The sequence below is a fragment of the Corynebacterium silvaticum genome (genome assembly GCF_002162115.2).
GTDB classification, from domain to species: domain Bacteria; phylum Actinomycetota; class Actinomycetes; order Mycobacteriales; family Mycobacteriaceae; genus Corynebacterium; species Corynebacterium silvaticum.
Genome location: NZ_CP021417.2, coordinates 2,408,321 through 2,420,666, shown reverse-complemented (window position 1 = coordinate 2,420,666; position 12,346 = coordinate 2,408,321). Strand labels below are relative to the sequence as shown.

Sequence of the window (12,346 nt, the reverse complement as noted above, 5' to 3'; positions counted from 1 at the left end):
GGGGACACATAATGGAAAGGCTTCAGGGACTTTTAGGAATCGTAGCGATCCTAGGATTGCTCATTCTCTTTTCCCGCGCACGCAAACAGATCAACTGGCGGACCCTCGGGGTAGGCCTGGCATTGCAAGTTCTGCTGTCACTGCTCGTTCTCAAGTGGAGTGTGGGCTTTAATGCAATGAAGTCGGTATCCAAAGGGCTGCAGAAGCTCACCGACTTTACCAACGAGGGCACATCCTTTGTCTTCGGATCGCTCTTTAGTACTGAGAACTCCTTTGTTTTTGCTCTCAACGTGCTGCCGGTGATCATCTTCCTTGGTGCTATCATCGGCGCTTTGTACTACTTCCGAGTGATCCAATTCTTCGTGGACATCGTCGGCGGCGCATTAAAGTGGCTGTTGGGAACGTCCAAGGTGGAATCGGTATGGGCGGCGACGGTGATTTTCTTGGGCCAATCCGAGGCGCCTTTGGTGATTCAGCCGTACCTGAAAAAGCTCACTCGCTCCGAGCTGTTTACCTGTATGACGGGTGGTTTCGCCTCCGTAGCGGGTTCGACCCTCATCGGTTATTCCTTGCTTGGTGCCCCGCTGGAGTACCTCCTCGCAGCCAGTGTGATGAACGCGCCGGGTTCTATTCTTGTGGCTAAGGCCTTCATGCCGGAAACAGAGAAATCGACTCTTGATACTAGTGTCCGCGATGTACGCGATACTGAGAGCAAAAACGTTGTCGACGCCATCGGTCGTGGTGCCATGAGTGGTGGCCAGATCGCCGTTGCTGTGGGCTGCTTGCTCATTGCCTTCATCGCGATGATTTCTATGCTTTCTGCGATCTTGGGTGGCATCGGCAGTCTCTTTGATCAAGAGGGATGGTCCTTGGAAGGGCTCTTTGGCGTGCTGTTCTCTCCTGTTGCGTGGCTTATCGGTGCACCTTGGAGCGAAGCCCATCTCGTGGGATCCTTCATCGGCGAGAAGACCATTATTAACGAGTTTGTGGGCTACACCAGCTTTGGTGCCAACCTGGAGAACCTGTCGCCGAAGTCCATCATGGTCAGTACTTTCGCCCTCGCAGGCTTTGCCAATATCGGCTCCATCGCAATTCAGATCGGTGCACTCGGAGGTCTTGTTCCGGAGCGTCGTGGTGAAGTCGCCAAGCTTGCTCCACTAGCCCTCATCACTGGTTTTGCTACCAACATGCTCAACGCGGCAATTGTTGGTGTGGTCGCTATGTAAATAAGGTGCTGTGGGTTTGAGTAGGCACGTGAGCCGGGTCTCTTCTTAGGAAGGGCCCGGCTTTGTGCAAGGTAGTCTAAGGAAAGAAAGGAAGTACCACAGAACAAGGTATGAGAATAGGGGTGTGACGTGCAGATTATCGCCCATCGAGGCTTTAGATCGGCGTATCCTGAGATGACTGCCCAGGCCTTTGAAAAGGCGCTGGAGCTTCCCATTCATGGAGTTGAATGCGATGTCCGTTTAACGAGCGACGGACACGTGGTCTGCCACCATGATCGAACTTTGTTGCGCACCGCCGGTGAGAAGACGCAGGTATCTACTGCCACCCTGCAACAGTTGCGTCATGCCAACATCGGGACCAGTGAGAATCCGCAGCGCATTCTTACTCTTGATGAGCTTCTGGACATTGTGCTCGCCTACCCAGACAAACACCTTTATGTGGAGACTAAACACCCGCTGCGCTACGGCGCGATGCTAGAGGAAAGCATCGCCATGCGCTTGCGCTACCGGGGGCTGCTCGCAGACCCGCGGATTCACCTTATTTCCTTCTCACATGCGTCGATAAGCAGGATACGTCGGCTGGTTCCGGGCATTGACGCGATTTATCTGCGGAGGGAATGGGAGGCTCGCTACAACCCTTTGGATGTTGCGCCGTCGCACCCGACAGCTCGGGGACTCTCCATCGCTCATGCGAAGTTGCGTCCGGGATTGGTCGGGAGGAAAGGCCAGAGGACATATATATGGACTGTGAATGAGCGTGAGGATATGCGATGGGCGCTTGAGCATGGCGTCGATATGATCGCTACCGATTACCCCGATATTGCTCTTGAGGTAGTGCGTGGCGGATAAGCGTCTCAAGGTGAAGAAACCCTGAGGCGGTGTTGAGGACTTACTACCGGTAAGTTGTGTGGCATGGCTAAGAAGAACAAAAAGAAGGAACAGCTTCCTGAGGGCATGAGCCGTCGTCAGGCTAAGCTTGCTGCTCGCGCTGCAGAACATGCGGCATTTGAGCGCGACCCGCGTCCGTACGGCGGATTCGCTTTTGAGACGGATCTGGTGGCTATGCAGGAATTCGTGCCTTCCGCAGTGGCTAAGGTTACGGTTGAGGGCCTCGGCGAAGTATCGCTGTGCACGGTTTTGCCAGGTGGCAGCGCGGCATTGGTGCGCGAAGAGTCAGTAGGGGGAGACGTCCTCGTCGCTCTGCAGACCCAGGCCCGTTCCAATAATCCGAATCGTGACCTGGCCTATGCCCTGAACTGGGCGAAGAGCGCTAAGCCAGGGGAGACCTTGGCTCGTGCTGTGGCAGATGGCACGGAGCCAAGACTGAACGAGCTGCTTAGTGCTGATCAGGAGATCGAGATCACCGAGTTCAGCGATTTCAACTGGTGGATTCCAGAGGGTACCGCCGTGAGCCCCATGCATGCTCAGGCAATCCAGGCGGCTAACGACTCCGTTTTGCCTTCGCACCGTGTGGAGGCAGACGTTCCAGGAACCGTATGGTGGATTAACCCAGGCCAGAAGGCTCACATCCGGTGGGTGCGCGGCGAGGAAGAAGACACGTTGTTGCGTGCACTTGCCCGCATCGCTGCTCGTGGGGAGCTAAAGCTTGGCGACGAAACCAAGTTTGCCGGCGTTTTCCGTACCCACGGACTCGCCGTTCCGGTATGGGATCTGGATCCTGAGCGCTCTCACGAGGATTATGCCGCCGATCTTGTGGCTTTGAACGAGAAGATTGAGGCTGAGCTGGGCAATGACTCTCAGCTGAACCCCGATGAGCGTCGCCAGCTGGAGAACATCAAGTCTCGCCAGGTGACTATTCGCTAGACGGCGTTAGGCAACGTTAGACAGTGGTTGACTGGGGGCACGTTTTCAGAGTATTCGTGCCCCCACATGGTGGCGTTTTTCTCGGAATCAGTGCATTCCGGGCCATCGTGGTGCATGATGTATAAATCCTCAAAAAGAGATGCCAATCACATCTAGGGAGTTTATATGGCTGATGCACTGAATACTCTGAACTCAATAATCTGGTCTCCAGCGCTTGTGTTTTTGTGCTTGGCTGCCGGCATCTACTTCACCATCGCCACCCGTTTTGTGCAGCTTCGGGGTCTTCCAGACATGCTCCGTCAGCTGCGGCGCGGTGAAAAATCGGAAAACGGTGTCTCCTCTTTTCAATCGTTGATGATGTCCCTTGCTGGTCGCGTGGGTGTGGGCAATATTGCTGGTGTGGCTACAGCTATCGCATTCGGTGGCCCCGGCGCAGTGTTCTGGATGTGGATGGTTGCCTTTTTGGGTGCCTCAACATCTTTTGTGGAATGTACCCTCGCCCAGATCTATAAAGAGCAAGACCGCGACACTGGCGAGTACCGCGGTGGTCCGGCGTTTTATCTGGAAAAGGCGTATCGCCACACCAAGGCTGCTCCTTTCATGCTGGTCTACGGCATTGTCTTTGCCGTTGCGATGATTTTTTCCACCAGCTACTTTCTCCCTGGAATCCAGGCGAACGGCGTGGCTGCGGCGGTCAATAATGCATGGGGAGTGGATGTAAAGATTACTGCTGTGGTACTTGCGGTGGTGCTTGCTCTGATCATTATCGGCGGTGTGAAGCGTATCGCGAACTTTGCCACGATGGTGGTGCCGGCCATGGCTGTTGTTTATATCGCGGTTGCCATCGTCATCTTGTTCATGAACTTTGATCAGATTCCTCACGTCTTTGGGCTGATTTTTAAGTCTGCTTTTAATGCTGAAGCCACATTCTCGGGACTCTTTGGATCGGCGATCATGTGGGGTGTCCGTCGTGGCATTTACTCCAATGAGGCTGGTCAGGGTACCGGTCCGCAGGCTGCCGCCGCTGCGGAAGTCTCGCATCCGGCAAAGCAGGGCTTCGCGCAAGCGTTCGCCGTGTACGTCGATACGCTTTTTGTGTGTTCTGCAACGGCATTCATCATCATCTCGACCGATATGTACAAGGTATTTTCCGGCGAGAGTGAAGAGGGCGCGGTTATTTACCAGGGTTCGCTGCCTGATGGTGTTCCGGTGGGGCCGGGGTTTGTGCAGTCGGGTCTTGATTCGGTTGCTTCGGGTCTGGGGCCGTCGTTTATTGCGGTCGCTATTATGTTCTTCGCTTTTACCACGGTGGTTGCGTATTACTACCTGTCGGAGACCAATTTTGCGTATCTAAATCGTTGGGTGCACAGCAAGGGTCTGCGTAGGGTTATTATCTGGGCGCTTCGGTCACTCATGATTGTGTCTGTGATTATTGGCGCGACCTCCACTCCTGGCGCGGCGTGGACGCTGGGCGATATTGGAGTGGGTACTACTGCGTGGCTTAACGTTATCGGAATACTCATTTTGCAGGTGCCTGCACTTAAGTGCTTGCGCGATTATTACCGGCAAAAGAAAGCCGGGTTGGAACCGGACTTTGATCCGGATGCCGTGGGCATTAAGAATGCCGATTTCTGGGTTGAACGTAAGAAGCGTCGTGAGGCGGTTGGCGCGGAGCGTGGCGCTCACATCGATCCCCGGCTTGGCGACGCACCCTACGAACCTTAAACCTTAACCTTTAACGGGCACTCCACTGTGGGTGCCCGTTTTTGTGTGCCAGGTAACAGGGTCAACCATTGTGTTATGCAAAATAAAAAAGGTTTTCCTTAAGGGTTAATTTTCCGAGCTTATTGGGCCGGTAAAGAAGAAGCGACGTGGCTCACGTACCCCCGTCTTTAATTAATGTTAGGCATGCCTAATAAAACGGGTATATGGTTGTGTGCGCTCGGCTAGGGCCGGGTGAACTGCATAACTCGAAAGGAACTGCGTTGAACCGAATGCGACGCCATACGGCCACTATCGTGGCAACGTTTATGGCATCCTCCCTCGTTTCCCTCACACCAGTTGCATATTCGCAGGATGCCTCAGCTGAAGGCTCCCTGTCTTGGGGAATACGTTCTAGCTTTAACAATTACACCGGTGGTGCTACAAAGCTTTCCGACGGTGCCACCCGCTCCGATACATCCTTTACCTTCCCGCTGGTCTCCCAGGCTTTCGATGAATCCACCTCAAAGCTTGAAGCCCAATTCAAAGGTGAGGTCCTATACAAGAAGTACTGCAAAAACGCGGGGACAAAAGACCCTGTTGAAGACGATTGCTCGCTTGACCTCTCCATGAAGAACCCCAAGGTCGTCATTGCTCCAGAGGGCTCCTATATGGAAGCCACTGTGCGCTCGAAGCAATACACCATGGGGCAGTACTTCTCTCCTGAAAAGCCTGTCCGAATTGCAAACCTATATACGTCGGGAGCGCAATTTACGGATAGTGAAGGCAAGATCAGCTGGTCCGATATTGCCACCGCGCTAACCCCCGACGGCGTGAAAATGTTCTCTGATTTTTATAACGAGAATGAAGGCCTTGATCCCCTTGGTTTCACATACAAAGGCAAGGGTGTGCGCCCTGCCGGCGATCAAGGAGGCCTGCGAACCGCGGCCCAAAAATGGACGGCTCCAAAGGACTACGATCGCATCTCCCGCCCGTTCCTCTACGGCGAGAAAATTGTGATTGCGACCGCCGAATACGGAGTGACGCTTCTCGACGCAGAATTGCGACTGATAGCTAAAAAAGAATTACCCATAGATAAGCTGGCCACGGTCGCTTTCAATGCTTCAACAGGTGAGCTCTTTTACGCAGCATCGGAGGGGTCCTCTGATGCGAAGACGCTCATGAAAGTTGCCGTCTCTGGAGATGGAATCGGTGAGCCTACCAGCGTGGGAACTGTGCCTGAGACTATCCGGGGAATCGGCGTGGATCCAGATTCCGGCAAGTTCTTTGCAATTAGTGCTGAATCAGGCGACGACTCGGCCAGGGAGAGCGGTGGGCATCTCACCATTTTTGATAAGTCTCAGGACAAGCGATCGATAGCTCTTCCAAAGACTGCAGAAGTTCTGGGGGCGAAGGTTATCGATGGCGAATCGGTGTACGCCAAGATCTTTAATAATGATGACTTTGCTGAAGTCGCGAAGATGAACGACGGAACCTTTATCTTCCACCCAGGCGCTGCCGTCACGCTGGAAGATAACGACATCGCCACCAAGGGTTTCCTTTTCTCCATTGACTTGAATGCCTCCGATGATGCTTTCAAGTACATGAAGGGGTCTCAGTACCTAGAGCGCACAGCTCTTTCTGGGGTATCTACGGATGGGGAAACCATTTTGCGGTCTACCCATTTTGGTCGGGGCGGGGCACAAATGCTGAAGTACGCCGACCGCGATGTTTCTCCGATGACGGAATCCATACAGCTTTCTGGCGGAGAACTATGGGCAGGATCAGTTTTCCATGACGGAAAAATCGTTCAGCTAGACGGCAGAAAGGGCAACCTGAACTGGCTTAACCCTGCAGATTTGAAGGTGGAGAAGTCACTTCCCATCACCAACGGCAGAGAGACTTCCAACCGGCGACACGGTGACTTTTTAATCAATAAAAACGGCGACGTTTATGTGCAGACCTTGGATGAATCGACCGGTGACCTCAAGGAATACTACGTACTCACTCGCATGACAGACATGTCTAAACCGCCTGTGGCTAAGTCTGACAACGAAAACCGTCTCAAGGAAATCGAACGACGTGAAGCCGAGAAAACAAAGCCCTCACCCAGTGGAAAAATCATCGGCATTGTCTTGGGGGTCTTGGGCGGGCTTTCCGTTCTTTCCTTCTTCTTTCAAAACCATATTCGTAGCTTCTTGGGTCTCTAAAGGATATAAACATGAAAAACAACCGCATACTTTCTCTCACCATCAGCGCTTTGGCTACAGCTTCTGTGTTCACTGCGTCCTCGCTGGCGGCGACGTCGCCATTAGTCACTGCGGTGGCTAGCGCGCAGACTCACGATGCGATGCCGGGGAACTACATGATGATTAATAAGGCTGAGGATGGTGGTGAGTACGTCTCGGAATTAAAATCCTTGGTATCGGTGGCTAAAATGCGGCATTTGTACCATGCGGCATCAGGGGAACAAAAGTTTGAAAACTATGTTGGAGCGTCACCAGAGATTAGAAAGGCGCATGAAGAATCCGAAAATGCCTGTTATCTAGCAAAAGCTCGTGTATCGCTAGCAATACTTAAAGTAGAAGGTAACCAGCAAGCGCGAGAGATTGATATTTCACAAGTTGGTATTGACTTAGCGGAATCGAAAAAGGCGCTCCCTCTTGTGAAGACTATGGAGGAAAAATATCGTATTTTAGCGTTGAATGCTGATGCTGGAACGCCCAATAGAGCTCAGATAAACAACACTCATAAGATCGCGAATAACGGTGCAGATGGCTTACAACGGGTCATTTCTAAGTTGGAGTCAGGTGAAGAAACCTATGAGTACAGTGCGTATTCCATCCTCGACTGGAATGTTCAAGATCGCTTTATCGAAAAGATTAAAGGCGAACATCATTTAGGAGATGAAGAAAACCAATTAACGCCTTCTAAAGTTATTGATCCTAAAAAAATCGATAAAGATGAAATTCTCAAGGCAGCTCTGGAGAACAAGACAAAATTAGTTGCGCTCAATGGTACTTCACCAGCGCCAAAGCCTCAGGAAAAACCAGAAAAACCCAAGGCTGATACAGAGAAGCCGGCCCCCGAGAAGCCTAAAACGGATGCAGAAAAGCCCAAGGTAGACACAGAGAACAAGACTCCTGAGACGAAGGATCAGGTTCCGCCTGCTAAATCACCGCAGAAGCCGCAGATTTCTTGGTCTCCCACCACGTGGCCGTCATGGTTGAAGGCAATTGTGTCTTTGGGCGGCGTGGGCTTGCTTGCAGGTTTGGTGCATGTGTTGCTGCCGTTCTTGCCTCGTTAAAGGCACACCAAAAGCCTGAGCCAAAGGCTCACTAGGATGCTGTAAATACAGTGATGCCGTTGTGACTGCTCTAGTCACAACGGCATCACTCATAGGGCGATGGTTATCGCAAGGAGGCGAATAGTTGTTCAGCCACTGCCTTGTCCCAGAGGACCACGCTTCCTACGTCGTAGTTGGCAAATCCTGAGTAAGGGACGGTGACGGTGTCTACGCCTTCGCGTATTGCTAGGGCGACGCGGAAGAGGTGCCAGACGTGGTCTTCGCTGCCAACAGTGAAGCTTCCTGCCACGCTGTTTACGGTGGGGAAGAATCGGAATGGGTTGGCAAAGGTGCTGGTGGATGTGAGTTTATTAACCAGCGCCGCGAAAAATTCTCGTTGGCGCTGCACACGGTCAAGATCACCTAGGGGGGTGGCTCGTGTGCGGACGTATCCGAGGGCTGTTGGTCCGTTGACTTTCTGGCATCCGGCGCTGATGGACAGTGCCGCCAGAGGGTCGGTGATGGGTTCTGCGGGGCAGACCTCGATGCCGCCAACTGCGTCAACGACATTGGCCAGCCCACCCATGCCGATTTCTGCGTAGTGGTCTACGCGCAGGCCGGTGGCTCCTTCCACGGTTTGGGTAAGCAGCGGTGCGCCACCGTAGGTGAAGGCCGCGTTGATTTTATCCATCCCGTACCCGGGAATGCTGACGTAGGAGTCGCGGGGGAGAGACAGCAGGGTTGCTTTGCCACTGGTGGGTATGTGGAGCAGCATGATGGTGTCGGTTCGCATGGAGCCGAGGTCGCCACCGGTTCCTAGGCGCTGGGCGTCGGCTTCGCTGAGGCCTGTGCGGGAATCTGAGCCGACGAGTAGCCAGTTTGTCCCGGCGGTGTTGGCGATGCGGTTGGCAGGGCGCGCGTTGGTTCGGTTGAGTTTGGTGTCCATCCAGAGCGTGCCGGCGATGCCGATGACCAAGACAATAACAACCAGCCACGTTAAGCTGGACAGACAACCGCGCGGGCGCAGAATCCGCCGGCGGCGTCGGGGTGCACTGGGCTGCTGGATGGCAGCCTGGTGGCGTTCAAAGTTGCGATTGGGTTGGAAATTCTGGGATTGGTACCCACGGGGGTCGGCGTAACCCTGGGACAGCTGTTGCTGCTCGTGCTCCGACGGGAAGTATTGCTGGGGGCGTTGCGGTTGCGCGGGGGCGTCGAAACGCGTTGCCTCCGGTTGGGGAACCTGAGCGTTACGACGCGGCCGTCGTTGCGGTGCGGTCCTACCTCGGCGACGTACGGGTCGACCGTAGCGATCGAGCAGGGGATTTCCTTGGGAGTCGCGCATGAACTCGTCACGCGATCCGCGTCCTGCCTGTGGCTCCTGTGGGTTCATGAGAATAAGCGTAGTAAGTTAAGGCCGTTTGCGGCTAACTTATCTCACATTTAAAGACCCAAGAACTGCAGATTCCCGCCGATGAGGGAGTAACCGACAAAGGCGACGGCATCGATAAGGAAGTGCCCGACGATGAGCGGCCAGACGTGCTGCGGGCGCCATCTGAGGTAGAACCACGTAAAGAGAAGCCCCATAATCATATTGCCGATTCCTGCGGAAAACCCCTGGTAGAGGTGGTAGGAGCCGCGTAGTAGCGAGGATGCTAGGAGGATGAGGCCGGTGGACATACCGAGCTGTCGAAGGCGCGTGCTAAGCCACCCGACCACCACAATTTCCTCTGCAAAGGCGTTGGCAAACGAATACAGCAGCAGAATAGGAATCGCCCACCATATGTCGAGCGAGCTTGGAATAACCTGCTTGGACAGTCCTAGATGCACCGCGGTGGCGTAGAAGGCAAGGCCTGGCACTCCGATAACAAGCGCGAGCACAGCGCCCCAGCCGATCTCTGTGAGCCACGCCTTTGCAGACGCGAGCCGAAGCAACGGGCCAGAAATGCGGCGCTCAGGGACATTGGTGGCCAGGAGGAATAAGGAGAGCAACCCCCACGCGATGAGTGTTCCTGCGCCGCACAGCTGCAGCGCAAGGTCGAGCCAAGGGGAATCTGCCCGGGAGGAATTAAGAGTGGTGCTCTGTTCGTTGAGAGCTATGGGGGAGAGGGTGGCGTCGATAAGCCTTAAAAGCGAACGCAGTCCGGACATGCCGAACGTGATAGCAAGAACCAGCCAGATCTCTACGTGAATGCGGCGAGTCATAATGCCTCCGCCACGCCAAAGAGCTCAGGCACGGTCGCGCGGACGGCGCCGAGCTGAATTCCCACCCCACGGTGCGGCATCGATAACGCGGCGTCCCCAGACATGTTGAACATGGTTCCCCACGGGGTCCAGCGGGTCTGAGCTGCAAAATCTTCCTCCGGTGCCATCGCGGAGAAATGCCCCACGGGTGGCGGATCAAACGCCAGGGTGGGAGTGAGCACGACGTCGATGTCCCAGGCAGCGCGCAGTAGCTTATCGACGCCCACGAAAATCCGCATGGCCTCCGCTTTCCGGGATGGAGACACACGGTGCCCGCAGTCGCGTAGCCACTCCACGAGCGGCGAGGCCGAGCCATGAATTTTGGTAGATTTTAGCGCCAGAATGTCATGAAAAGCCGCAAAGGGCTCGTCGCCATAAGGCCTGCTCACTGCGCTCACCGTGTGGCCAGCAGTGGACAGCCGCGCGGCTGCGTCCTCTACTGCGGCAAGAATATGAGGCGCAACGTCTATCTCTGCGTGGACAGGCTGCGTGAGCACACCAATGCGCAACGGGCGCTGTAGCGGGCGGATGTTGTGGAGGTAGGCGGCGTCGGCAAGCGTGCGGGTGAGGAACCCTTGGGTTACGGGGTTGGCTCGCGACGCATCGTGGGGTGGTTTGAAGCCCACGATTCCCGTGCATGCCGCCGGAACGCGGATCGAACCACCGCCATCAGAAGCGTGGGCGGCGCGCACCAACCCACGAGCCACCATCACCGCGGCACCTCCCGAAGAACCACCGGGCGTATGACCGTGAAAAACCGGGGCCACCAACCCCACAGGCTCTGTGTACGCAGTGAGTCCCAGCTCTGGAACGAGCGATTTACCAGGGACTATCGCACCCTGCGCCATGTATCTGGCTATAAAAGGGTCTGTTTCCGTCGCCATAACTCTGCGATGGATTGAGCCATAACTGGTAGGCATGCCTGCCACATCGGAGAGATCCTTGGCTGGGATTATCCACCCGGAGAGCCGCTGCGGTGCTAAGCCTGCCTGCATATCCGCCTGGCGGTGTGCTGCATCAGCGTCGAAATGAGCGAAGCCATGCTCTTGCGCGGACAAGCCGGCGACCTGCGTTGCGAGTGCGTCGATTCGCTCATGAAGTGCCATGACGAACACACTACTAGGCAGATAAACTAGCGCTCATGAAGATCGCCTATTTAGGCCCTGAGGGCACATTCACCGAGGCCGCACTATGGAAACTCGCAGAGCGACAGGGCTTTGTGGATGTTCGGGCGATTCCTATGCGCAGCCCGCGCGAGGCCGTGGATGCGGTTCGCTCCGGGGCAGCCGAATACGCATGTGTAGCCATAGAGAACTCCGTCGATGGTGCCGTGACCCCCACCTTTGATGCGCTGGCAGCAGCCGACGACGTGCAGATCTTTGAAGAAATTGATCTCCCCATCGCTTTTGCCATCATGAGCCTTGAGGGCACAGACCCCGCTACCGCACAGACCATATCCACACACCCCGTGGCCTACCAGCAAGTCAAAGGCTGGCTCGCGCGGCATGCCCCGCAAGCAGAATTCGTAGCTGCCACCTCCAACGCTGCCGCAGCACAGCTGGTATCCGAGGGGAAAGCAGACCTTGCGGCCGCCCCACTACGCGCAGCCGAGGTATATGGCCTTTCCTTGATCAGTGACAACGTAGCCGACGTGGCCGGTGCTCGCACTCGCTTTGTTCTGATTGGTCAACCTGCACGCTCCACACCACGCACCGGCACAGACCGCACGGCGATCATGTTTATTCTGAAAAACGAGCCAGGGAGCCTGGTCGCAGCGCTCTCCGAATTTGCCCTGCGAGGAGTCGATTTATCGCGCATTGAATCTCGCCCTATTGAAAGCGGGCTTGGCTATTACCGCTTCCATGTGGACGTTAATGGGCATATCGACGACGCCCCCGTCGCAGAAGCACTGCGCGCCCTGTACCTGCGCTGTTCCGTACTTCAATTCCTAGGCTCCTGGCCCGCGCACCAGGCCAACTCGAGGGAAGCCGCCCTGACCGCGGATACTGATCTCATAGATCAAGCCGCCCGGTGGGTAAGTAGCATCAAGGAAGGGCGTCTTTAGAGG

General features: G+C 55.2%; 10 protein-coding genes. 7 read left to right on the top strand and 3 right to left on the bottom strand.

Annotated features, from left to right (window positions below; genetic code table 11):
- Positions 1-11 precede the first annotated feature (11 nt).
- The 6 genes from CBE74_RS23840 to CBE74_RS23815 all read left to right on the top strand — a co-directional run bounded on the left by CBE74_RS23840 (position 12) and on the right by CBE74_RS23815 (position 8,058).
- Complete coding sequence (locus tag CBE74_RS23840) at positions 12-1,226, top strand: NupC/NupG family nucleoside CNT transporter (RefSeq protein ID WP_087454713.1); 1,215 nt, start codon at positions 12-14, stop codon at positions 1,224-1,226.
- A 129-nt stretch (positions 1,227-1,355) separates the two neighbouring features.
- Positions 1,356-2,075: a glycerophosphodiester phosphodiesterase gene (locus tag CBE74_RS23835; protein ID WP_087454712.1), complete on the top strand. Its 720-nt coding sequence runs from the start codon at positions 1,356-1,358 to the stop codon at positions 2,073-2,075.
- A 63-nt stretch (positions 2,076-2,138) separates the two neighbouring features.
- Entirely contained in the window at positions 2,139-3,050 is a 912-nt protein-coding gene (locus tag CBE74_RS23830; protein WP_087454711.1) for a DUF5926 family protein, read from the top strand.
- A 165-nt stretch (positions 3,051-3,215) separates the two neighbouring features.
- Positions 3,216-4,775, top strand: coding sequence for an alanine/glycine:cation symporter family protein (locus CBE74_RS23825; protein WP_134316269.1), 1,560 nt, complete (start codon positions 3,216-3,218; stop codon positions 4,773-4,775).
- A gap of 269 nt (positions 4,776-5,044) precedes the next feature.
- A complete protein-coding gene (locus tag CBE74_RS23820; protein WP_171483278.1) occupies positions 5,045-6,961 on the top strand; it encodes an HtaA domain-containing protein in 1,917 nt (638 codons plus the stop codon).
- An 11-nt stretch (positions 6,962-6,972) separates the two neighbouring features.
- Positions 6,973-8,058, top strand: coding sequence for a hypothetical protein (locus tag CBE74_RS23815; protein WP_087454709.1), 1,086 nt, complete (start codon positions 6,973-6,975; stop codon positions 8,056-8,058).
- Positions 8,059-8,161: 103 nt separating this feature from the next.
- Here the strand turns inward: CBE74_RS23815 and CBE74_RS23810 are convergent, their stop codons facing one another.
- Genes CBE74_RS23810 through CBE74_RS23800 form a run of 3 tightly spaced genes read right to left on the bottom strand, consistent with a single transcriptional unit; the run spans position 8,162 to position 11,384 of the window.
- Positions 8,162-9,427, bottom strand: a complete 1,266-nt coding sequence (locus tag CBE74_RS23810) for an LCP family protein (protein WP_087454708.1) — start codon at positions 9,425-9,427, stop codon at positions 8,162-8,164.
- 50 nt (positions 9,428-9,477) lie between these two features.
- Positions 9,478-10,239 (bottom strand): CPBP family intramembrane glutamic endopeptidase, encoded by a 762-nt coding sequence (locus CBE74_RS23805; protein ID WP_087454707.1) that lies wholly within the window; start codon positions 10,237-10,239, stop codon positions 9,478-9,480.
- Positions 10,236-11,384, bottom strand: coding sequence for an amidase (locus CBE74_RS23800; RefSeq protein WP_087454950.1), 1,149 nt, complete (start codon positions 11,382-11,384; stop codon positions 10,236-10,238). The genes CBE74_RS23805 and CBE74_RS23800 overlap by 4 nt, the downstream gene beginning before the upstream one ends.
- A 35-nt stretch (positions 11,385-11,419) precedes the next feature.
- Here CBE74_RS23800 and pheA point away from each other — a divergent pair, with 35 nt between their 5' ends.
- Positions 11,420-12,343: a prephenate dehydratase gene (gene pheA / locus CBE74_RS23795; protein ID WP_087454706.1), complete on the top strand. Its 924-nt coding sequence runs from the start codon at positions 11,420-11,422 to the stop codon at positions 12,341-12,343.
- The last annotated feature ends 3 nt before the right edge of the window (positions 12,344-12,346 follow it).

Coding starts and splice junctions, on each gene's coding strand:
- CBE74_RS23830 (WP_087454711.1), top strand. CDS start 2,139: ATGGCTAAGAAGAACAAAAAGAAGGAACAGCTTCCTGAGGGCATGAGC.
- CBE74_RS23840 (WP_087454713.1), top strand. CDS start 12: ATGGAAAGGCTTCAGGGACTTTTAGGAATCGTAGCGATCCTAGGATTG.
- CBE74_RS23810 (WP_087454708.1), bottom strand. CDS start 9,427: ATGAACCCACAGGAGCCACAGGCAGGACGCGGATCGCGTGACGAGTTC.
- CBE74_RS23800 (WP_087454950.1), bottom strand. CDS start 11,384: ATGGCACTTCATGAGCGAATCGACGCACTCGCAACGCAGGTCGCCGGC.
- pheA (WP_087454706.1), top strand. CDS start 11,420: ATGAAGATCGCCTATTTAGGCCCTGAGGGCACATTCACCGAGGCCGCA.
- CBE74_RS23805 (WP_087454707.1), bottom strand. CDS start 10,239: ATGACTCGCCGCATTCACGTAGAGATCTGGCTGGTTCTTGCTATCACG.
- CBE74_RS23825 (WP_134316269.1), top strand. CDS start 3,216: ATGGCTGATGCACTGAATACTCTGAACTCAATAATCTGGTCTCCAGCG.
- CBE74_RS23820 (WP_171483278.1), top strand. CDS start 5,045: ATGCGACGCCATACGGCCACTATCGTGGCAACGTTTATGGCATCCTCC.
- CBE74_RS23815 (WP_087454709.1), top strand. CDS start 6,973: ATGAAAAACAACCGCATACTTTCTCTCACCATCAGCGCTTTGGCTACA.